At 70.0% G+C, this 21,763-nt stretch carries 16 protein-coding genes; 9 read left to right on the top strand and 7 right to left on the bottom strand.

Going from position 1 to position 21,763, the window contains the following annotated elements; all coding sequences use genetic code 11:
• The first annotated feature begins 12 nt into the window (after positions 1-12).
• Positions 13-4,485, top strand: coding sequence for a coiled-coil domain-containing protein (locus ACZ7OI_RS34635; protein WP_470268297.1), 4,473 nt, complete (start codon positions 13-15; stop codon positions 4,483-4,485).
• A 54-nt stretch (positions 4,486-4,539) separates the two neighbouring features.
• Here the strand turns inward: ACZ7OI_RS34635 and ACZ7OI_RS34630 are convergent, their stop codons facing one another.
• On the bottom strand, positions 4,540-5,520 hold the full coding sequence (locus tag ACZ7OI_RS34630; RefSeq protein ID WP_470268296.1) for a YncE family protein: 981 nt from the start codon (positions 5,518-5,520) through the stop codon (positions 4,540-4,542).
• A gap of 114 nt (positions 5,521-5,634) precedes the next feature.
• Here ACZ7OI_RS34630 and ACZ7OI_RS34625 point away from each other — a divergent pair, with 114 nt between their 5' ends.
• From ACZ7OI_RS34625 to ACZ7OI_RS34595, 7 genes are all read left to right on the top strand, one after another.
• The gene (locus tag ACZ7OI_RS34625; protein WP_470268295.1) at positions 5,635-6,531 is read left to right on the top strand and encodes a LysR family transcriptional regulator; all 897 of its coding nucleotides are present in this window, start codon (positions 5,635-5,637) and stop codon (positions 6,529-6,531) included.
• Between the two features lie 54 nt (positions 6,532-6,585).
• Positions 6,586-7,866 (top strand): winged helix DNA-binding domain-containing protein, encoded by a 1,281-nt coding sequence (locus tag ACZ7OI_RS34620; RefSeq protein ID WP_470268373.1) that lies wholly within the window; start codon positions 6,586-6,588, stop codon positions 7,864-7,866.
• 1,065 nt (positions 7,867-8,931) lie between these two features.
• Positions 8,932-9,933, top strand: a complete 1,002-nt coding sequence (gap, locus tag ACZ7OI_RS34615) for a type I glyceraldehyde-3-phosphate dehydrogenase (RefSeq protein ID WP_470268294.1) — start codon at positions 8,932-8,934, stop codon at positions 9,931-9,933.
• A 5-nt stretch (positions 9,934-9,938) separates the two neighbouring features.
• Positions 9,939-11,153, top strand: coding sequence for a phosphoglycerate kinase (locus ACZ7OI_RS34610; RefSeq protein WP_470268293.1), 1,215 nt, complete (start codon positions 9,939-9,941; stop codon positions 11,151-11,153).
• Positions 11,154-11,939, top strand: coding sequence for a triose-phosphate isomerase (gene tpiA, locus ACZ7OI_RS34605; protein ID WP_470268292.1), 786 nt, complete (start codon positions 11,154-11,156; stop codon positions 11,937-11,939). It abuts the gene before it with no gap.
• Positions 11,940-12,075: 136 nt separating this feature from the next.
• Positions 12,076-12,306, top strand: a complete 231-nt coding sequence (secG, locus tag ACZ7OI_RS34600) for a preprotein translocase subunit SecG (protein ID WP_033292761.1) — start codon at positions 12,076-12,078, stop codon at positions 12,304-12,306.
• A gap of 76 nt (positions 12,307-12,382) precedes the next feature.
• Positions 12,383-12,727 (top strand): RNA polymerase-binding protein RbpA, encoded by a 345-nt coding sequence (locus ACZ7OI_RS34595; protein ID WP_344267249.1) that lies wholly within the window; start codon positions 12,383-12,385, stop codon positions 12,725-12,727.
• Between the two features lie 1,038 nt (positions 12,728-13,765).
• On the opposite strand, the gene ACZ7OI_RS34590 is transcribed toward ACZ7OI_RS34595, so the two are convergent.
• Both ACZ7OI_RS34590 and ACZ7OI_RS34585 read right to left on the bottom strand, forming a co-directional pair.
• Complete coding sequence (locus ACZ7OI_RS34590) at positions 13,766-14,968, bottom strand: sensor histidine kinase (protein ID WP_470268291.1); 1,203 nt, start codon at positions 14,966-14,968, stop codon at positions 13,766-13,768.
• A gap of 437 nt (positions 14,969-15,405) precedes the next feature.
• Positions 15,406-15,945, bottom strand: a complete 540-nt coding sequence (locus ACZ7OI_RS34585; protein ID WP_470268290.1) for a YbhB/YbcL family Raf kinase inhibitor-like protein — start codon at positions 15,943-15,945, stop codon at positions 15,406-15,408.
• A 90-nt stretch (positions 15,946-16,035) separates the two neighbouring features.
• On the opposite strand from ACZ7OI_RS34585, the gene ACZ7OI_RS34580 reads away from it, so the two are divergent.
• On the top strand, positions 16,036-16,704 hold the full coding sequence (locus ACZ7OI_RS34580) for a GntR family transcriptional regulator (protein WP_470268372.1): 669 nt from the start codon (positions 16,036-16,038) through the stop codon (positions 16,702-16,704).
• 122 nt (positions 16,705-16,826) lie between these two features.
• Here the strand turns inward: ACZ7OI_RS34580 and pgl are convergent, their stop codons facing one another.
• The 4 genes from pgl to ACZ7OI_RS34560 are packed head-to-tail and all read right to left on the bottom strand — an operon-like array spanning position 16,827 to position 21,755.
• Positions 16,827-17,600 carry a 6-phosphogluconolactonase gene (gene pgl, locus ACZ7OI_RS34575; protein WP_470268289.1) on the bottom strand — a complete coding sequence of 258 codons (774 nt, stop codon included), beginning with the start codon at positions 17,598-17,600 and terminating at the stop codon, positions 16,827-16,829.
• A complete protein-coding gene (gene opcA / locus ACZ7OI_RS34570) occupies positions 17,597-18,616 on the bottom strand; it encodes a glucose-6-phosphate dehydrogenase assembly protein OpcA (protein WP_470268288.1) in 1,020 nt (339 codons plus the stop codon). The genes pgl and opcA overlap by 4 nt, the downstream gene beginning before the upstream one ends.
• Positions 18,613-20,139 carry a glucose-6-phosphate dehydrogenase gene (gene zwf / locus ACZ7OI_RS34565; protein WP_470268287.1) on the bottom strand — a complete coding sequence of 509 codons (1,527 nt, stop codon included), beginning with the start codon at positions 20,137-20,139 and terminating at the stop codon, positions 18,613-18,615. The genes opcA and zwf overlap by 4 nt, the downstream gene beginning before the upstream one ends.
• Entirely contained in the window at positions 20,136-21,755 is a 1,620-nt protein-coding gene (locus ACZ7OI_RS34560) for a glucose-6-phosphate isomerase (protein ID WP_470268286.1), read from the bottom strand. The genes zwf and ACZ7OI_RS34560 overlap by 4 nt, the downstream gene beginning before the upstream one ends.
• Between the last annotated feature and the right edge of the window lie 8 nt (positions 21,756-21,763).

The raw sequence follows: 21,763 nt of genomic DNA, 5'->3' as shown, positions 1-21,763 counted from the left end.
GAGGGGAAACGGATGTACGAGCTTTCGCGGGTCCGCCTGCATTCGGTGGGCCCGGCGGGCGCCCGGTACCAGGACGTCGTGCTGGACTTCAGCGGCGTCGGGGCCACGATCACCGCGCCGAAGCAGGACGCGCTGTTCTCCGCAGGCATCCACGCCGGCGGCCCGGTGCGCCGCCCGTCGCCTGCCAGCGTGCTGTTCCTTGAGAACGGTGGCGGCAAATCGGTGCTGATCAAGCTGATCTTCTCCGTCATGCTGCCCGGGCGGCGCCAGGTCGTCGGCACCACGAGCACGAAGGTGCTGGAGAAGTTCGTGACGGCCAAGGACGTCGCGCACGTCGTCCTTGAGTGGCTGCACGTCGAGACCGGGCAGCGGGTGATCACCGGCAAGGTGTCGGAGTGGCGCGGGCACGTCACGTCCGCGGATTCGGAAAACCTCGTCGACTCCTGGTACTGCTTCCGCCCGACCGCCGACGTCGCGCTCGATTCGCTGCCGCTGACCGAGGACGGCAGGCTGCTGACGATGTCCGGGTTCCACGACCGGATCGCGGGCGCGGCGATGGCCGAACCGGAGCTGGAGCTGTTCTGGACGCGCCGGCACCACGAGTGGACCGGACGGCTCGACCAGCTCGGCCTCGACACCGAGCTGTTCCGCTACCAGCGTGCGATGAACGCGGGCGAGGGCGAGGCGGCCGACGCGTTCCAGTTCTCCACCGACGAGGCGTTCGTGGAGTTCCTGCTGCGCGCGGTGCTCTCCGAGGACGAGCCGAAGGACCTCGCCGAGGTCGTGTCGACGTACGCGAACAACCTTTCGCAGCGCGGCGATCTGATGGCGGAGAAGGATTTCGTCGAGGGTGCGCTGGAACTCCTCGGTCCGCTGGCCGAGGAAGAAGGCGTGGCGGCGGCGTCGCGCCGGATCGCCGAATCGGCGCGGGAGGACCTCGGCGAGCTGGCCGGGCGGATCCACGCGCGCAATGAGCTGGAGAACGCGCGGCTGTCCGGGCTGGAGGAGCACGTCGACGAGGTGCGGACCGCCGAAAAGCTTGCCGAGGGCGACCATCGGCGGCTGACCGCGGGCGTCACCGAGCTGCGCCGGCTGGTCGCGGTGCTGCGGCTGGAAGAAGCGCAGATCGAACGCGAGCGCGTCGACGGCGAGCTGGCCGAGGCGAAGACGCAAGCGGAGGCGTGGCGCGAAACCGCGACTGTGCTGAACCGGCTGAACGCCGCGCGCAAGGCGAAAGACCTGCGTGAGCTGGTCGGAAACCGCGAGGAGAAGGCGAAACCGGCGCTGGCCGCACGGGATGCGGCGGCGGTCGCGCTGGGGCGCGGTTTGCTTTCGCTGGCGCGTGATGCCCAGCGTCAGGCGGACAAAGCCGAGGCACACGCGGACGCGTTGCGGGCTGAAGCGGAGAAGGCGCAGACCGAAAGGGACGAGGCGGCGAATCTGGCTGCTGGCCGTCGGGCCGAGGCGCGCGGGCTGTCGTCGCGGATCGCCGAGCTGCGCGAGGAAATCTCGGAGTCTGTCCGCAGTGGACTGTTGGCTTCCGGGTCCGATGTCGCGGAGGCAGCCAGGGCGGCGCGGGCCGAAGCTGAGGCCACGACGGCGGAATCCGTTCGCCGGGAACAGGAACTCGACCGGATCGGCGAGGATCTGCAAGCGGCGCAACGTTCGGTGAACGAGGCGCACCAGCTCGCCGGGTCCACTCAGGACCGTCTTGTCCGGACGGCCGAAGACCTCGAACGCGCGCACCGGCGCACCGACGCGCTGGCCGCTGAGCCGCGGTTGATGGAGCTGCTCGGCGCGGACGACGTCAAGCTGGAGAGCGATCTTCCGGTGCTGCTGCAGCGTTTGCGGGACGCGAGCGCGGCGGTGGAGAAGGAACAGACCGCGCTGCGGATGGAGGAGTCGGCCGACGAACGGGCGCTCGCCGCGCTCGGTTCGGGCGGGCTGCTTCCGCCGCCGGAGGACGTGCAGGCCGCGCTGGATGCGTTGGAGCAGGCCGGAATCACCGCGTGGTCGGGCTGGCGTTATCTGTCCAAACTGGACTCGGTGCGGCGCGACGAAGTGCTGGAACGGATGCCGCAGCTCGTCGCCGGGGTGCTGCTGAACGACGCGGCGCAGGTGAAGCGGGCGCGTGAAGTGCTGGCGTCCGAAAGGTTGCTGCCGAGCGCGGTGATCGCGGTCGGGACCACGGATGCGTTCCAGAGCGCGGACGGTCCGGCCGCGGCGGGCGTCGAGTTCCTCGTGCCGCCGAACCCGGCGATGTACGACGAGGAAGCCGCCGACACCGAACGGGAAGCCGTGGCGCAGCGGCATGCCGAACGACAGCGTCGGCTGGAGCAGCTGTCGGAGTCGCTGGCCGCCGACGGAGCGTTGACGTGGAAGCTCACCACCTGGCGCGAGGACTACCCTGCCGGTGCGATCGGGACGCTCGCCGAGCAGGCCGAAACCGCTCGTGTCGCACGGGAGACGGCGCAGACCGCGCTCGGGCAGGCGGAGGCGGAATTCGCCCGGTTGAGCGAAAAAGTCACTTCCCTGCGGGAGCGGGTCCCGGCGTTGCGGACCGCTGCCGCGGAAGCCGAGGAGAAGGCACGTCGGCTCGGCGAACTGTCCACTCGGGCCGCACGCGTCGCGGAATGGACCGAAGAGGTCGAGCGGGCAACGGAAATCGCGGAACGCGCGGAGAATTCGGCGGCCGAGGCGTCGGCGCGAGCGGCGCGGTTGCGCGAGCAGGCGGGGGAGGAGCAGCGGACCGCCGACGGACACCGCCGCACCGTTACCACCGCGCGTTCCGAATTGGCCGAGGTGCCGGGCGCGGCAGAGCTGCCGGAGGACGTCGAAGCGCCTTCGGAACCGGTGGACGCGTTGCGGCGTACCTTCGTGTCGGCTTCCGAGTCGTACGCGAAGGTCGAGGTCGGCAGCGATCTTCGGGCCGAACTGGAGCAGGCCGAATCCGCCGAAGCAGCGGCCTCGTCCGCTTTGGAAGCGCTGGACGAAGAAGTCCGGAGGCGCGCGGCGACGTTGCTGGAGACGCCGGACGGTTCGGACTCTTCCACGCGGGCGGCGGCGTTGGCTCGCGCGCGGCGAGTCGTCGATGCGTTGGAGGAGGAACGCACCGAGGCGATCGGTCAGGTGTCGACGCGTCGGGCCGAGCTGGACGTGCTGCCGTTGCAGACCGGCGTCGCTTCTCCGGCCGAGCGACCGCGCGACATCGAACACGGCCTTGAGCTGATCGACGCGGCTTCGCTGGAAGTGTCCGCAGCGGCCCGGAAATGGGAAGAGCTGCAGGAACGCCGAGCCGCCGCGGAAGCGACGCTGGACGCGGCCAAGGCTTCGGCATCCGGCTTCGGATTGCTGTCGGAATCGTTGGCGCACTTGCGTTCTGAGGAGCCGGCGGACGCGTACGACGGCGATGTCGAGTCTGCGCGGACCCGGTACAACCAGCTCAACACCGTGCTGAACGACGCGCAGTCGGCCGCCGATTCCGGCGACCGCCGAGTGCGCGCGGCGGCGGACCAGCTGGCGCAGTACGCGACCGAGAAGCGATTCGAGAAGCTCAGCACGCCGGTTCGGCAGCAGGTGATTTCCGTTAAGCGGGACCAACTTCCCGCACACGCGGCGGAATGGGGCGAGGCCCTGCGGCCCCGGCTGCGGACGCTGACCGACGACCTCGCGCAGATCGACCGGCATCGCGGCGGAATCATCACGCGGTTGCAGGGGATGGTCGAAGGCGCGTTGCGCACCCTGCGGTCGGCGCAGCGGGTGTCGCGGCTGCCGGACGGGCTCGGCGACTGGTCCGGCCAGGAGTTCCTGCGGATCCGGTTCACCGAGCTGGAAGACCATGTGCTGGCGGAAAAACTCGGCGAGGTCGTCGACGAGGCCGCCGCGGGCAAGACCGCCGACGGCCGCGACGTGAAGCGCGACGGGCTGTCGCTGGTGCTGCGCGGGGTGCACGTCGCCTCGCCCAAGGGGTACCGGGTCGACATGCTCAAGCCGGACTCCGTGCTGCGCACCGAACGTCAGCGGGTGTCCGAAATCCGCGACGTGTTCTCCGGCGGCCAGCAGCTGACCGCGGCGATCATCCTGTACTGCACGCTGGCGGCGTTGCGGGCCAACAACCGGGGCAAGGCACGGAACCGGCATTCGGGCGTACTGTTCCTGGACAACCCGATCGGCCGGGCGTCGGCCGGGTATCTGCTGGAGCTGCAGCGGGCCGTCGCGGAGGCGCTGGGCGTGCAGCTGATCTACACGACGGGCCTGTTCGACGCTGGTGCGCTGGCGGAATTCCCGCTGATCGTGCGGCTGCGCAACGACGCGGACCTGCGCGCCGGGCGGAAGTACCTGTCGGTGGACGCGACGATCCGGAATTCCCTCGACGATCTCGGGGATCCCGACGGGGTGGCCCGGCTTTCGGCGACGCGGATGTTCAGCCGGGCGTCTTCTTCTCCCTCGGCGGACTCGTCCGCGGAAGAAGAACAACCGGCCTGACGGTCTGGCTGGCGCGCGGTCTGTCCGGGAGGACACACCGCGCGCCGAGACCCGTCAGCCGACGGGCACGTACGCCAGCCCGTGCCCGCCGGGCGCCCCCGCCGCTTCGGTGTCCAAAGTGGTCACCAGCGTGCGGGTCTCGAGATCGATGACCTCCACTTCGGTCGACGCCGCCCCGGACACGAAAGCGACCCGACCGTCCGGATCGGACAGAATGGTGAGTGGAAACTCCGTCCGCAGCTCCATCGATCCGAGCAACTCGTTGCTGGCAGCGGAAAACACCAGCAACCGCCCGCCCAGCTCGGCCGCGACGACTTCGCCGGACTTCGGGCAATGGATCGGCAACACCGGACGTTCCGTCTGAAGAATGGTTTCGAGCGACCCGGTGACCGCGTCGAACACCCGGACCCCAGGCGCCGCGCGAACCGGATCGGTGCCGTTGTCCAGATACGGCGTCGCGACGTACAACCGCTTGCCGTCCCGGGAAATCTCCAGGCCCTCACTGCCCGGCACGGAGACGTGATCGACCTCGCCGCTGTCAAGGTCCACAAAGGACACAAACGGCGCTTCCTTGTTGGTCACGTACCCACGCCGTCCGTCCGGACTGATCGCGACCCAATGCGGCCCCGGCGCACCAGTCGCGAGATGCCGCACCGGCCGTCGCGTCGCAGTGTCGACCACCACGAGACCGCCTTCGCTCCCCGGACCCGCCTCGACCGTCGCGTACAGCAGCCCGCGCATCGGGTCGATCGCCAACCCGTGCGGCGCGTGCTCCGGCGAGATGTCGACGACCTCCAGGATTTCGCGCGAATCCGGATCGATCGCAGTCAGTTCGGTCGCCCGCGCGCCGTGGCGGTGATAAGCACCGTCGCGGTACGCGCTCGCGCACCAGACGAGCCGGTGGACCGGATCGAAACAGAGGTCGTGCGGCTGGGCAGGCACTTCGACGGTGCCGAGATGCTTCCCGGACCCGACGTCGAAGAACGCGACCGCCGGCCCCTTCGCTCCCGCGACCGCGAGTATCGCTTCTTGCATAGTTCGTCTCCTCAAGGTGGCTTGCCAGATCCACTCTGGGCTGCCGCGGATTGCGCGTCGATGCAAGAATCGGCACGGAATTCTTCCGCCTCACGCAAACCTTCCGGGACGGTCATGGACCTCAACCTCTTGCGCGTGCTGGACGTCCTGCTGCAGGAAGGCAGCGTCACGCGCGCCGCGGCCAGGCTGGGCAGCTCGCCCGCCGCGGTGAGCCGCACGCTCGCCAAACTGCGCCGCGCCGCCGGCGACCCGCTTCTGGTGCGCGCGGGCCAAGGCCTGGTCCCGACCCCGCGCGCCCTGGAGCTGAAGGACGAAGTCGGTGCCCTGGTGCACCGCGCCGACCGCATCCTGGGCCCCGGCCCCGGTTTCACTCCCGCGGACTTGCGCCGCACCTTTACCGTCCAAGCCGCCGACCTGGTGGTAAGCGGTTTGGCCGGTCCCCTCGCCGCCCGCATTCGCGCCGAAGCTCCGCACGTCGAGGTCATCTTCCTGCCGGAATCCACAGAGGACAGTGGAGCGCTGCGCGACGGCCGGGTAGACCTCGAGATCGGCGCCGCCGGTCATCACGACCCGGAAACCCGCACCGAGCCGGTGGTGCGATCGACAGTCCTAGGCATTGCGCGGCAAGGAAATCCGCTCTTCGACGAACCCATCGACCCGGTCAGCTTCGCCTCCGCCGAACACATCGGCATCTCCCGCAGAGGCAAGCAACACGGTCCGATCGACACTGCCCTGGCCCAGCTGGGCCTGCACCGCCGGGTCGCCGTCGTCGTCCCCGGCCACCCGAGCGCCCTGGCCTTGGCGAGCAGCAGCGACCTGGTAACCATCGGCGTCGCAGGCTGGCTTGCCCCCTTCCTCGACGCCCTTGGCCTGCGGACCTTCCCTATCCCGCTGGACCTTCCGCCGATCGAACTGGGCCTGGCCTGGCACCCGCGGACCGCCGCCGACCCGGCCCAGCTCTGGTTCCGGGACCGCGCACGCACCGCCATGCTTGCTGGCTTGCCCTCTTGACCAGCACAAATGCGTTTTCTGTCGGTCGCTGGTGGTAGGAATCGAGTCGTGAAGATGACCCTCGCCCAGCGCCGGGCCCGCCTCGGCGCACGCCACCACCTGGCGGCCCGGACGACGACCGTCGAGGACGCAGTCGACGGTGTCGTCGCGCTGCACGCCACCGATCCCGCTTCGGTGTACCTGTCTGCCTGGTCGCGCGTACGCGAGGTCTCGGTCGCCGATGTCGAGGAGGCGCTGTACTCCCGCCGCACCCTCCTGCGGTTGCTGGGCATGCGGCGCACCATGTTCGTCACCGATGTCGCCACCGCCGGTTTGATGCAAGCGGCGTGCTCGTACGACATCGCGGCTCGCCAACGCCGTCTGCTGGAAAAGCAACTAGGCACCCTGGGCCACCCGGAGAACGTCCCGAATCCGGGCGAATGGCTGGACGAGGTGATGGCGAGCGTCGAAAAAGCCTTGCGCGCCAGGGAATCGGCAACCGCCCAGCAACTCGCGGACGACGAACCGCGCCTGCGTCAGCAACTGCTGATGGCGAAGGGAAAACCGTACGAGTCGATCGGCAATGTCACCAGCCGGGTGTTGTTCCAGCTGGCCGCCGAGGGCCACATCGTGCGCGGCCGTCCGCGGGGGAGTTGGCAGAGCACGCAGTACTACTGGTCCCCACTCACCGATTGGCTGGCGGACGCTGTTTCCGGCTCTGTCCCTGCTGCCCGCCCCGGTCCGGCCACCGGCTCCGCCGCCGTTGCTCCTGCCGGGTCAGCCCGCTCCGATGCCGGGTCAGCCCGCTCCGCCCCCGGCTGGCCAGCCCTCTCCGAAGACGAAGCCCGAGCCGCCCTGGCCCGTCGATGGCTTCACGCCTTCGGCCCGGCCCCGGTCGCAGATCTCCGCTGGTGGACCGGCTGGAACGCAGGCCAAACGAAAAAGGCGCTGACCGCCGTCGCCCCCGTCGAGGTGGACCTGGACGGCGAACCCGCAATCGCCCTGTCCGGCGATCTCGCTCCGGTCCCCGCTCCCGACCCATGGATCGCCCTGCTCCCCGCCCTGGACCCGACCGCGATGGGCTGGCAGTCCCGAGACTGGTACGTCGGCCCGCACCGCCCCGCCCTGTTCGACCGCAGCGGCAATATCGGCCCGACAGTCTGGAGCGACGGCCGGATTGTCGGAGCGTGGGCACACCGCGCGTCCGGCGAAGTCGCGGTCCGCCTGCTGGAGGACGTGGGAGCCGAGAAGGCCGCCGCGGTGGAGGCCGAGGCAGCCCGGCTGAGCGAATGGCTGGGGGAGGCACGAGTGGTGCCGAAGTTCCGCACCCCGGCGGAGAAGGAGCTGTCTGGATAGCGGTTCGCGCTGTGCCGAAATGACCAGCTGTCGCATGGGCAGTGCGCTGGGCCGGACGACCGGTCGGGCATGGCGGGGGAATGGCTCAGCGGCTGGGCTGCGTGGTGATCGGATTGGCCCGGCGGTGAGAGGCCACAGCGCGCCGGGGTCGCTTGGGAGTTCGTCCGGCTGTTGCGCCCTGGGGCAGCCCGGCGGGCGTCGGATCCAGGCCTCCTCTGAGCACCCGTCTCCGGTGCCGGTTGGCAGCTGCGCCCTGCGTCAGTCGCGGTGAGCTTTGGATCCAGGTCGCCTCTGAGCACCTGACTCCGTCCTCGCTTGGCAGTTCGTTCGGCCGCTGCGCCTTGCGTCAGTCGCGGTGAGCTTCGGGTCCATTTCGTCCCCGAGCCCTCGTCTCCGACTCCGCCTGGCAGTTCGTTGGGCCGCTGCGCCCTGAGCCAGTCCGGTGGGTTCTGATCCAGGCCGCCTCCGAGCAACCCGTCTCCGGCGCCGGTTGCCTGCGTCAGTCCCCGCGAGCGTCGGATCCAGCCCGTCCCCGAGCAACCCGTCTCCGGCACCGGTTGGCCGCTGCGCCCTGCGCCAGCCCCTGCGAGCATCGGATCCAGGCCATCCCCGAACACCCGCCTCCGCCCCCGCCCGATTCCCACCGCCCGTGTCGTCCCGCGCGTCCCGTTCCTCGCCCCGTCGCGCCCGACCAGACCTCCGGACCCCGCCCCGTCCGCCTCGCCTCCTCCGACAGCGCCGCCCGACAGCGTGAACCGGGGCACCAAGACCGATCAAGCCACTGGTCCGCTCCCGCCCCGGACCCCTGCGGGAGCGCCCGCCCCGTTTCGGGCGCTCACCCGGCTGAGCTGGGTTCTTAATCGATTCTTGACGTCTTCCGGCAGTGGTGGAAGTCTCGTCAGGGCAGTCCGGGGCAACGGCGCCCGCACGCTAGGGTTGCGCCGAAACCCGGAAGTCGCAGAAGTCGTCCGGGGCGGGCGCCCCGGGGAACTTCCGCAGTGTCCAACTTCAGCGGTCGGCGGCCGGTGGGCCGCCGCCGTGATCAACACCAGAGGAGTGGCAGCAGTGACCGTTCGCGTAGGTGTCAACGGCTTCGGCCGGATCGGCCGCAACTTCTTCCGTGCCGTGAAGGCGAGCGGTCACGACATCGAGGTCGTCGCGTTCAACGACCTCGGCGACGTCGCCACCATGGCCCACCTGCTCAAGTACGACTCGATCCTCGGCCGCTTCCCGGGCGAGGTCAGCGTCAGCGACGAGGGCATCGTCGTCGACGGCAAGACCATCAAGGCCCTCGCCGAGCGCGACCCGGCCAACCTGCCCTGGGGCGACCTCGGCGTGGACGTCGTCGTCGAGTCGACCGGCTTCTTCACCAACGCCGACGCCGCCAAGGCGCACATCGCCGGCGGCGCGAAGAAGGTCATCATCTCCGCGCCCGCCAAGGGCGAGGACCTGACCGTCGTCCTCGGCGTCAACGACGACAAGTACGACGGCTCGCAGACGATCATCTCCAACGCGTCCTGCACCACCAACTGCCTCGGCCCGCTGGCCAAGGTCCTCAACGACGCCTTCGGCATCGAGCAGGGCCTGATGACCACGATCCACGCCTACACGCAGGACCAGAACCTGCAGGACGGCCCGCACAAGGACCTGCGCCGCGCCCGCGCCGCCGCCCTGAACGTCGTCCCGGCCTCCACCGGCGCGGCCAAGGCGATCGGCCTCGTGCTGCCGGAGCTGCTCGGCAAGCTGGACGGCTACGCGCTGCGCGTCCCGGTCCCGACCGGCTCGGCCACCGACCTGACCGTCACCCTCAAGAAGCCGGCCACCGTCGACGAGATCAACGCCGCCTACAAGGCCGCCGCCGAAGGCCCGCTGGCCGGCATCCTGAAGTACTCGGTCGACCCGATCGTGTCCTCGGACATCGTCACCGACCCGGCGTCCTGCATCTACGACTCGCCGCTCACCAAGGTGATCGGGAACCAGGTCAAGGTCGTCGGCTGGTACGACAACGAGTGGGGCTACTCCAACCGCCTCGCCGACCTGATCAAGCTCGTCGGCTCGAAGCTCTGAACCGGATGAGCGTCAAAAACCTGGAAGACCTGCTGAGCGAGGGCGTTCAGGGCCGCTACGTGCTGGTGCGCAGCGACCTGAACGTCCCGCTCGACGGGTCGGCCATCACCGACGACGGCCGGGTCCGCGCCGCGCTGCCGACGATCAAGAAGCTCGCCGACGCGGGCGCGAAGGTCGTCGTCACCGCGCACCTCGGCCGCCCCAAGGGCGAGCCGGACCCGAAGTTCACGCTCGCGCCGGTCGCGAAGCGGCTGGGCGAACTGCTCGGCTCCGAGGTCCCGCTGGCCGGCGACCTCGTCGGCGAGTCGGCGAAGGCGCTCGTGGCCGGACTGAACGACGGCGGTGTCGTCTTGCTGGAGAACGTGCGCTTCGACGCGCGCGAGACCAGCAAGGACGCCGTCGACCGGTCCGAGCTGGCGGCCGAGCTGGCCGCGCTGACGCCGGGCGGGGCGTTCGTTTCCGACGGTTTCGGCGTCGTGCACCGCAAGCAGGCCTCGGTCTACGAGATCGCCGCGGTGCTCCCGGCGTACGCGGGCGGGCTCGTGCTGGCCGAGCTGGACGTGCTGAAGAAGCTCACCGACGACGTCAAGCGGCCGTACGTGGTCGCGCTCGGCGGCTCGAAGGTGTCCGACAAGCTCGGCGTCATCGCGAACCTGCTCACCAAGGTCGACCGGCTGCTCATCGGCGGCGGCATGGCGTACACGTTCCTCAAGGCCAAGGGCTACGAGGTCGGCACGTCGCTGCTGCAGGAAGACCAGATCGACCAGGTCAAGGGCTTCCTCGCCGAGGCCGACAAGCGCGGCGTCGAACTGGTGCTGCCGGTCGACGTGCTCGCGGCCGAGGGGTTCGCCGCCGACGCGGCGCACGAGGCCGTCGACGTCACCGCCATCCCGGCCGACCGCATGGGCCTCGACATCGGCCCGCGCAGCGCCGAGCTGTTCGCGCAGAAACTCGCTGACGCGGCGACCGTCTTCTGGAACGGCCCGATGGGCGTCTTCGAATTCGAGGCGTTCGCCGGCGGCACCCGCGCGGTGGCCGAGGCGCTCGTCAAGAGCGATGCGTTCACCGTCGTCGGCGGCGGCGATTCGGCGGCCGCGGTGCGGCAGCTGGGCCTGCCCGAGGACGGCTTCTCGCACATCTCCACCGGCGGCGGCGCCTCGCTGGAGTACCTGGAAGGCAAGGAGCTGCCCGGCGTGGCGGCGCTGGAGGGGAAGAACTAAGTGGCACGCAAGCCCCTGGTGGCAGGCAACTGGAAGATGAACCTCAACCACCTCGAGGCCATCGCCCTGGTGCAGAAGATCGCCTTCGCGCTGCCGGAGAAGTACTACGCGAAGGTGGACGTGACGGTGCTGCCGCCGTTCACCGACATCCGCAGCGTGCAGACCCTGATCGACGCCGACAAGCTCTCGCTCACCTACGGCGCGCAGGACCTGTCGCCGCAGGATTCGGGCGCGTTCACCGGCGACATCTCCGGCCCGATGCTGGCGAAGCTGGGCTGCAGCTTCGTCACCGTCGGCCACTCGGAGCGGCGCGCGATCCACGGCGAGACCGACGAACTGGTCAACAAGAAGGTCAAGGCCGCGCTCAAGCACGGCATCACGCCGATCCTGTGCGTGGGCGAGGAGCTCGAGATCCGCGAAGCGGGCGAGCACCTCGAGCACACCCGCAACCAGCTCGTCGAGGCCCTCAAGGGACTCAAGGCCGAGCAGGTGCAGGCCGTCGTGATCGCGTACGAGCCGGTGTGGGCCATCGGCACCGGCAAGGTCGCGACCGCGGCCGACGCCGAAGAGGTCTGCAAATCCCTGCGCGGGACGCTGTCGGAGAAGTACGGCGACGAGGTCGCCACCGCGGTCCGGGTGCTCTACGGCGGCTCGGTGAAGGCCGGCAACGTCTCCGAGCTGGTGGGCGCGGACAACATCGACGGCGCGCTGGTCGGCGGCGCGAGCCTGGACGGCGAGGAGTTCACCAAGCTCTGCGCGCTCGCCGCCGGTGGCCCGCTGCCCTGATCGTGGGCACTACCGGGTAGCCTGTGTGTTCGGTCCGTCACTAGAGCAGTGGACGAGTCCAGGGGTACGGTGAAGATCCGCACACTGTGCGGGTCCGGCCGTACCCCTGCATGCTCCGACAAGCACAGAGGATGACATGAAGCTGTTCCTGCAAATCCTGTTGATCGCCTCCAGCGTCCTGCTGGTGGTGGCAGTGCTGCTGCACCGCGGCCGGGGCGGCGGCCTGTCGTCCCTGTTCGGCGGCGGGATGCAGTCGAGTCTCGCGGGGTCCAGCGTCGCCGAGAAGAACCTCGACCGGATCACGCTGCTGCTCGGGGCCATCTGGCTGATCAGCATCGTGGGCCTCGGCCTCCTGCTCAAGGTCTGACCGGGTCCCCGGAAGGGGACTTGCGATCGGCGTGCCTATTGGGGGGCGCGCCGCCGATTCCAACGGGTGAGGATTCATGGTTGGCGGTAACGCGATTCGCGGCACCCGCGTGGGTGCCGGTCCTTCGGGCGAATCGGAGCGGGGTGAATCGGCGCCACGGCGCCGGGTGTCCTATTGGTGTGCGAACGGGCACGAAGCCCGCCCGTCGTTCGCGATGGACGCGGAGGTCCCCGAAGAATGGGATTGCCCGCGCTGCGGGCTTCCCGGCGGGCAGAACGAGCAGAATCCGCCCGCCGCGCCTCGGACCGAGCCGTACAAGACGCATCTGGCTTACGTGAAGGAACGCCGCAGCGACGCCGACGGAGAGGCCATCCTCGCCGAAGCGCTCGAGCGCCTCCGCCAACGCCGAGAATTGATCTGAGGCACGGTTTTTCTCCGGGACCACCGGCTTCCCGTCCGCGAGGGCGAGGGCCGGTGGTTTTTTAGTTCCCGGGGGCGGGTTTCGGGTGGTCTGGACCTGGTTGAGGGAGGTTCAGACCATGGGTGGGACGGGCGGCTCTGGGTCGGCGGAGAAGCTTCTGGTCGTGCTGCGGGGAGCTGGTGCCGTCCGAGGGGCCTTGGGCTGTGAGGGGCAGGTCTGGACCTCTGCGGGTGGCTCGGTTCGGGGGTGAGGCTCCGGCTCGGGCGGCGGGACCGCTGGTGTTCTCCGAGGGGGCTGGATCTGGCGGACGGGTCCAGGCCTCGGCGGGGCGGCGGCTCAGTTTCGGGGGAGACGCGCTCCTGGTGATGTCTGGGCGACCTTGGTTTGGTAGGGGGATAGGTCTGGACCTGTGCGGCCCGGGTGGCACGGTTCGGTGAATGGTCCGGTTTGGACGACGGTGCCTCGGGGGAGGCACGTCTGGACCTCTGCGAGGGGTCGGGCGCCAAAGGGTTCTTGACTCGAGCAGTTCTTGACCGGTCCAGACCAATCGCGTCGTCAGCCTGGTGACCGGAAACGGCTGCGGTGCGGCGATCTCGGAGGTCTTGCCCGGCAGCAAGGCCATCCCCGAATGGCCTGCCTGGCGTCGCGCGGCGCTGCGGAAACGAGCCGGGTGGCGCTGCAGGACTGGAGCCGGGCGGGCTGCGAATTGAGCCGGGCGGGGCTGCGGACCGAATCGGGTGGGCGGCGGAATCGAGCCGGGCGGCGCGCTGCGGGACTGAGCCGGGCGGGTTGCGGAACCGGATCTGGCGGGTTGCGGAACCGAGCCGGGCGGGCTGCGGAACGGACCTGGCGGATCGGCTCGCGGCGAAGCTTTCCGGTGGTCTGGACCTCCGCGACGCAGGTTCCACGGCCGCCTCGGACGCACGTCCGCAGCGGTGGATTTCCGCGCGGCCCGCGTCGATGCCGCTCCGGACCTGACCGCCGGAAAACGCGATGCGGACAGGGTTCTTGACCGGTCCAGACCAATCCCGGCCAGGCTCAGCGGTCCAGCGGATACCGCGCCCGCACCCGGAACCCGCCGTCCTCTGTGCCGGACGTTTCGAAGCTTCCGCCCAGCAGCCGGGCTCGTTCGGCGAGTCCGGTGAGTCCGTGGCCGCCCGACGGGAAGGCTTCGCCGGCGCGGCAGGCGCGGGCGTTCTCCACCTCGATGTCCAGCGCGCCGCTTGCCGCGTGGATGCGAATCGTCGCCGTCGCGCCGGGGGCGTGTTTGTGGACGTTCGTCAGGCATTCCTGCACCGTCCGGTACGCCGCCGCCGAGACCTGGCTCGGCAGGGTGTCCGGCAGTTGCTCGACGGTCAGCTGCACCGGCACGTCGCACTCGCGGATCAGGTGGTCCAGCTCTCCGATTCCGGGCCGCGGGCCGTCGTCGCCGGAGCCGGAGCGCAGCACGCTCACCAGCGAGCGCAGTTCCTCCAGCGTCCGCGTCGAGAGCTGGCGGATGACCTGCGCCGTTTCCAGCGCCGGGCCGTCCTTGGCCTGTGCTTGCAGCGCGCCGGCCTGCATGGCGATCAGCGTGATCTGGTGCGACACCACGTCGTGCATCTCGCGGGCCAGCCGCGCGCGTTCCTCGGCTCGCACCGCGTCGGCGTGGAAGCGGCGTTCGCGGTCGCGGCTCTTCGCCAGCTCGCGCAGCTTCGCCGAGATCTCCGCGCGCGCCCCGATCAGCAGGCCGATCGCGATCGGCATTCCGGCGACCAGGACGCCGTAGATCCCGTCGAGGACGTGTTCGCGCCAGCTCAGTTCCGCGAACTCCGACAGCGGCCACCGCACGAACCGGCAGGTGAACACCAGTCCCGCGCCGACCCAGGTCTGCCAGTGCAATTGCCGCCGCGTCGCGAGCATGCCCAGGTTGAGCATCGACGCCAGCTGCGCCCATCCGGCGAGGAATCCCGGCGCCGCGGCGAGCACCGCGAGGAACGGGAAGCGCCGCCGCACCACGACCGCGAGACACGCGGCGGCCGACAGGTACAGCGAATAGGGCTGTGCTTTCGGCGGCACGACCAGCCAGACGTCGAGCACCGCCAGCAGCACGACGACCGCTTCGACGGCGATTGTCGCGACGAGGGGTTTCCGGAACACGGCGAACACGCCGGTCAGGCTGGCGCGCCTGGCCCGTCGAGCGGCTCTCGCTGCGGAGCTGCTCATCGAGATGCCAGGAATCGAGAGTCCCTCAGTGCTCATCGCGGCGACCCCATTCGTCTTGTGGACTTAGTGATGAGATGCTCCGGCCACCCGATCGGGACGCGCGGCGGTGAACAAATGTGCGGATGCTAACGGGAACGTGTGTGTTGCCAGTAAGTTTCACCCAGAGTGGTTCTTGTGGTGTTGTAATCTCCACAACTGCTCCAACAGGATGAACTAAGCGCGGTCGACATCACCTAGTGTCGATCACATCACCTTATGTTCACCATACGGCGGTTCCCACATACTGGTGAGCCGCTTTTTGGCCGAGTGTCAGTTACTCCGTTTGCCTCCCAGGTCGACGCTGGATCCGAGCCACGCGAACAGGGGAGAGATCACCCGTGCGGGTGGGTGGGAAGTGTCGCTGCGCAGTCGAAGGCCGCCGCGTCGTGGCGAAGCACGACGCGGCGGCCTTCGAGTGATCGGCCCGCCGAGGTCTAGGCGGGGGTCTCCGCGGTCGCGACGAGCACCGCGCGGCCGAGCACGTGGCCGAACATGGTGAACCCGAGGACGGCGGGCGTCGCGTCGGCCGGGACGCCGATCGACTCGACATCCAAGGCGTGCACGACGACGAAGTAGCGGTGTTCGCCGTGGCCGGCGGGCGGGGCCGCGCCGATGAAGCGGGCGGCCCCGGCGTCGTTGCGCAGCTGGAACGCGCCGTCGGGCAGCCCGGATCCGGTGTCGTCGCCCGCGCCCTCCGGCAGGTCGGTGACGGTGGCCGGGATGTCGGCGACGGCCCAGTGCCAGAAGCCGGAGCCGGTCGGCGCGTCGGCGTCGTAGACCGTCACGGCGTAGCTCTTCGTGCCTTCCGGCGCGCCGGTCCAAGACAGCTGCGGCGACGTGTCTTTGCCTCCGGGCACGCCGAAAATCCCGGAGAACTGCTCGGCGGGCCAGGCCGCGCCGTCGGCGACGGTCGTGCTGGTGACGGTGAAGCTCGGCACCTCGGGAAGGCGCGCGAACGGGGAGTTGGCGGACATGGGTTCCTCTCACTGGAAGCGGTACCTGATCGACGATAGCACTAATAATCGATGATTTGGCAGATCGTCTATCCTGAGGGCATGAAGCAGATGCTGTCCGAGCAGATCTACGACCAGGTCCGCGCCGCGATCATGCGCGGCGAGGTCGAGCCGGGGCAGGCGCTGAAACCGCAGGAGCTGGCGGCGCGGTACGAGGTCAGCCTCGCCGTGGTGCGAGAGGCGCTGGTCCGGTTGGCGGGGGAGGGACTGGCGGAACGGCTGACGAACCGCGGTTTCGCGGTGCCGGCGCTCGCCGACCGGCGGTGGCAGGAGATCGTCGAGGCGCGCCAGACGGTCGAGCCCGCGATGCTGCGGTTGTCGGTCGTGCGCGGAGACTTGGAGTGGGAAACGCGGGTGCGTGCGGCGGGACACCGGCTCGCCCGGACGCCGATGTATGTGCCGGACGAAGGCAGCTACTACTCCGCTGCTTGGGCGGAAGCGCACCGCTTGTTCCACCGCACGCTGCTCGACGGCTGCGGAAACGCGGTGCTGTTGGAGAATTTCGACCGGATGTGGACCGCGAGCGAGCTGGCCCGGCGGTGGACGGTGCACCCGGCGTACCGGCTCCCCGTGGAGGACGTGCTCGCCCAGCACGAGGAGCTGGAACGGGCGGCGCTGGGCCGGGATCCGGAGGTGGCGGCAGGGCTGCTGACGGACCACTTGGGGGCGACAGCGGCGCTGCTGGCCGGCGCTGAGGCGGCGGGGGAGCAGGGCTCGTGAGCGTTAACCGCGGTTAGAATCGGGATAGGCGCGCACGACCCTCGCGCCCGCACACTTCCCTTGCGCCGCAACGAAAAAGGCTCCCCGCGCCAACGCGCGAGGAGCCCTTCCGGCAAACAGTCTTACTCAGCTGGCGGCTCGTACACCTTCGTCAGCTTCCCGGCCGCCTCGCGGTCCAGGAGCCACAGCGTCCGCCGGTAGCCGCGAGCGCCCGAGACCGGGATCTGCGTTTCCGGCGCACCGGCCAGAGCCTGCGCGACCGCGTCCGCCTTGGCGGTGCCTGCCGTCATCAGCCACACCTCGCGGGCGCGGCGGATGGCCGGCAGCGTCAGCGACACGCGCGTCGGCGGGGGTTTCGGGCAGTCGCGGACCGGCACCACCGAGCGCTGGGTTTCGCGCACCTCGGCGGTTTCCGGGAACAGCGACGCCGTGTGACCCTCGCCGCCGAGGCCCAGCAGCATGATGTCGAACTCCGGCACGTCCTCGCCGGAACCCGCCGCGTCGGAGAGGACCTTCGCGTAGGCCTCGGCGGCCGCGTCGACGTCGTCGCCGAATTCGCCGTCCGACGGGGCCATCGCGTGCACCCGCTCCGGAGCCAGCGGAACGTGGTCGAGCAGGGCTTCGCGCGCGCCCTTCTCGTTGCGCTCGTCCGAATCCGCCGGGACGAACCGCTCGTCGCCCCAGTAGATGTCCAACCGCGACCAGTCGATCGCGTCCCGCGCGCTCGACTCCCGCAGCTCCCGCAGCACGGCGATGCCGGTGCCGCCGCCGGTGAGCACCACCGACGCCGCACCGCGAGCTGCCTGCACGTCGACGATCCGGGTCACCAGACGTGCCGCGGCGGCCGCGGCGAGCAGGTCCGGGTTTTCGTAGACGACGACCTCGGTCCGGCTCATGAGGTGCTCTTTTCCGCCGTCTTGCGGCTGGCCGCCTTCGGCTTCGCCGCAGCCGCGGGCTTGGCGGAAGCCTTGGCAGCAGCGGGTTTCGACCCGTTGGACGCGGCGATCTTGTGCAGCCCGTGCAGCGCCGCCTCGTAGATCTCGTCCGGGTCGAGCCGCCGGAGTTCCTCCACGAGGCACTCCGGATTGCTGCGCCGCTGCAACGCGATCCGCCGCGTCGGCTGGCCCGGCTGGGTCAGCGTGCCGACCCGCCCGTCCGGCCGCGTCAGCTCCACCGCGCCCGATTTCCGCTCCAGCTTCACCGAAATGATGCCCTGCGCGCTCGAACTCTTGACCCGGTGCACCGGTGCCTTGAGGTACTCGGCGAGCCAGCCCGCGAGCAGTTCGGTGGACGGCGAATCCGCCTCGCCGGTCACCGTCGCACCGGTGATCTTCTCGTACGGCGGGAGGTCCAGCGCCGACACCAGCTGCGCCCGCCAGTGCGTCAGCCGGGTCCACGCCAGGTCGGTGTCACCCTCCACATAGGACTTCGCACGCGTGGTGAGAGACCTTATCGGGCTCTTTTCCGCGGCGGAGTCGGTGATCCGCCGCTGTGCCAGCTGGCCGAGCGGATCCTCCGCGGGAGCCTTCGGACCGGCCCCGGGCCACCAGGTGACGATCGGCGCGTCCGGCAGCAGCAGCGGCACCACGGCGCTCTGCCCCTGCGCGGCCAGCGGACCGTACAGCCGCAGCACGATGACCTCGCTCGCGCCGGCGTCGCCGCCGACGCGGATCTGGCCGTCTATGCGCGGCGCGGCCGTGCGCGCGCCCTTCGCCACGACGATCACCCGCGACGGGTGCTCGCGGCTGGCGTCGTTCGCGGCCTCGATGGCTTCCTCGAGCTTGGCGTCGTCGTCCGCGACGATCACCAGGGTCAGCACCCGGCCGAGCGCGACCTGGCCGCCCTGCTCGCGGATCTCCACCAGTTTCTTGTTCAGCGCCGACGTCGTGGTCGACGGCAGGTCGATGATCACGGACGCCTCCAGTGCCTGCCGGTACGCTCCAGCATTTCGTCAGCCGATTTGGGACCCCAGCTGCCCGGCGGGTACTGCTCCGGCGCGGTGCCGAGCTTCGCCCAGTGCGACAGCACCGGGTCGAGGATTTCCCACGACAGCTCGACTTCCTCGTTCACCGGGAACAGCGACGGCTCGCCCAGCAGCACGTCCAGGATCAGCCGCTCGTAGGCCTCCGGCGACGATTCGGTGAACGCGTGGCCGTAGCCGAAGTCCATCGTGACGTCGCGGACCTCCATCGTGGTCCCCGGCACCTTCGACCCGAACCGCAGCGTGATGCCCTCGTCCGGCTGCACGCGGATGACCAGCGCGTTCTGCCCCAGCTCCTCGGTGGAGGTGGAGTCGAACGGCAGGTGCGGCGCGCGCTTGAACACGACCGCGATCTCGGTGACGCGGCGGCCGAGCCGCTTGCCGGTGCGCAGGTAGAACGGCACGCCCGCCCAGCGGCGGTTCTGCACCTCCAGCGTCACCGCGGCGTAGGTCTCGGTCTTCGAGTCCTTCGCGAACCCGGCTTCCTGCAACAGGCCCGGGACCTTGGTGCCGCCCTGCCAGCCGCCCGCGTACTGCCCGCGCGCGGTGGTCTCGTGCAGCGGCAGCATCGGCTTGGTCGCCGCCAGCACCTTGGCCTTCTCCGAGCGCAAAGCCTTCGGCTCGAACGACAGCGGCTCGTCCATCGCGGTGAAGGCGAGCAGCTGCAGCAGGTGGTTCTGGATGACGTCGCGCGCGGCGCCGATCCCGTCGTAGTACCCCGCGCGGCCGCCGAGACCGATGTCCTCGGCCATGGTGATCTGCACGTGGTCGATGAAGTTGGCGTTCCAGATCGGCTCGAACAGCTGGTTCGCGAAGCGCAGCGCCAGGATGTTCTGCACCGTCTCCTTGCCGAGGTAGTGGTCGATGCGGAACACCGACTCCTCGGGGAAGACGTCGTTCACGATCGCGTTGAGCTCCTTGGCGCTCTTGAGATCGTGGCCGAACGGCTTCTCGATGACCACGCGCCGCCAGGTGTTCTCGTCGGCCTGCGCGAGGCCCGAGCGCGCCAGCTGCTTGGTCACCACCGGGAACGCGCCCGGCGGGATCGAGAGGTAGAACGCCGTGTTGCCGCCGGTGCCGCGTTCCTCGTCCAGCTCGCGCACGGTCTGCGCGAGCCGGTCGAAGGCGTCGTCGTCGTCGAAAGTGCCCTGGACGAACCGGATTCCTTCGGCGAGCCGGTTCCACACCGACTCCTTGAACGGCGTCCGCGCGTGCTCGCGCACCGAATCGTGCACCAGCTCGCCGAAGTCCTGGTGTTCCCAGTCCCGGCGGGCGAAGCCGACCAGCGAGAACCCGGCGGGCAGCAGCCCGCGGTGCGCGAGGTCGTAAATGGCCGGCATCAGCTTCTTGCGCGCCAGGTCGCCGGTGACGCCGAAGATCACCAGGCTCGACGGCCCGGCGATCCGCGGCAGCCGCTTGTCGCGGGGATCCCGCAGCGGGTTGTGCCAGGTCACTGAGCGGCCTCCTGCACTGCCCGGACGAGCTCGGCGAGCCCGGCGGCGCGGTCGGTCAGGTGCAGCCGCAGCACCGGACGCCCGTGCTCGGCGAGCACCTGGCCGTCGCCGAGGGCCTGCGCGTGCTGGAGCTGCCCCAGCGTGTACGGGCGGTCCGGCACCGACAGGTCTTCGTCGACAGCACCGGTGATCTGCAGGAAGCTGCCGTTCTGGTGGCCGCCCTTGTGGTACTGCCCGGTGGAGTGCAGGAACCGCGGGCCCCAGCCGAACGTGGTCTGCACGCCGGTCCGCTTGGCGATTTCGCCGCGCAGCAACGAAGTCGACGCGTCGTCCAGCCGGTCGAGGTACGCCTGGACGGCGATGTAGCCGCCGTCGGCCACCGAACCGAAGAACGCGCGCAGGACGTCGGCGAGCTTGCCGTCCGTCGAAACTCCTTCGCTGCCAAAGACTTCGACCGCACCGTCCACAGTGGCCGGTGTCTCGCCGCCCTTGAGCTTCTCCGGGTCGTCCAGCAGCGCGCGAGCCGCCTTCTTGGCCGCTTCGACGTCCGGCTGGTCGAACGGGTTGATCTCCAGCAGCCGTCCGACAAGCGCGGTCGCGAACTCCCACAACAGGAACTGCGCGCCGAGCGGGCCGGTCACCGAGATCTGCGCCGCGCCTTCCGGGGCGCCGATCGCGACCGCGGTCGCGTCCTTGCCGTGGTCGGCGAACCCGGGAGCGTCCGGACCCTCTACAGCCACCGGCAGGAGGCCGGTGCCGAGCTTGCCGGTGGACTCGGCGATGAGCTGCTCCGCCCAGTCCGGGAATCCCTTGATGCCCGAACCGGTGTCGGCCAGCACGACCTTCTCCGCGCCCGCCTCGTGGGCTGCGCCCCAAGCCGCCGCCAGCTGCACGGCCGGGTTCTCGGGCGCGTCCTCGGCGAGCGTTTCCGCCACCGACGCGGCCTGGTCGAGCAGCCGCGCGACGTCCGCGCCCGCGAGACCGGCCGGCACGAGGCCGAACGCGGTCAGCGCGGAGTAGCGGCCGCCGACGTGCGGATCGGCCAGGAAGGTCTTGCGGTAGCCCTCTTTCTCCGCCAGTTCGGAGAACGGGGAGCCGGGATCGGTGACGACGACGATGCGCCGCGCCGCGTCGATCCCGGCGTCCGCGAACGCCTTGGCGAAAATCCGGCGGTGGCTGTCCGTTTCGACGGTGCCGCCGGATTTCGACGACACCACGATGACGGTGCGCTCGAGGTCGCCCGCGAGCGCGTCGGCCACCTGGCCGGGGTCGGTCGTGTCGAGCACCGTGAGCGGGACGCCGGCGGTGGCGGTGATGACCTCCGGCGCGAGCGACGAGCCGCCCATGCCGGCGAGCACCACGCGGTCCACGCCCTCGCTGCGCAGTTCCGCGCGCAGCGCTTCGATTTCCCCGATCAACGGACGCGACGACTTGTGCAACGTCGTCCAGGACAATCGGATCGACGCTTCGGACTCGGCGTCCGGACCCCACAGCGTGGAGTCCTTGGCGGCGAGCTTGGCAGCGGCGCCGTCGGCGGCCAGCCGCTGCGCCAGCGGCGCTGCCTTTTCTGCCAGTTCGGCGTCTACGATCACGACGCCGGTTTCGTCCCCGCTCATGGTCTCTG

It is taken from the genome of Amycolatopsis sp. NPDC114503, from assembly GCF_055633655.1.
This window is presented reverse-complemented; position numbering and strand designations above follow the sequence as displayed.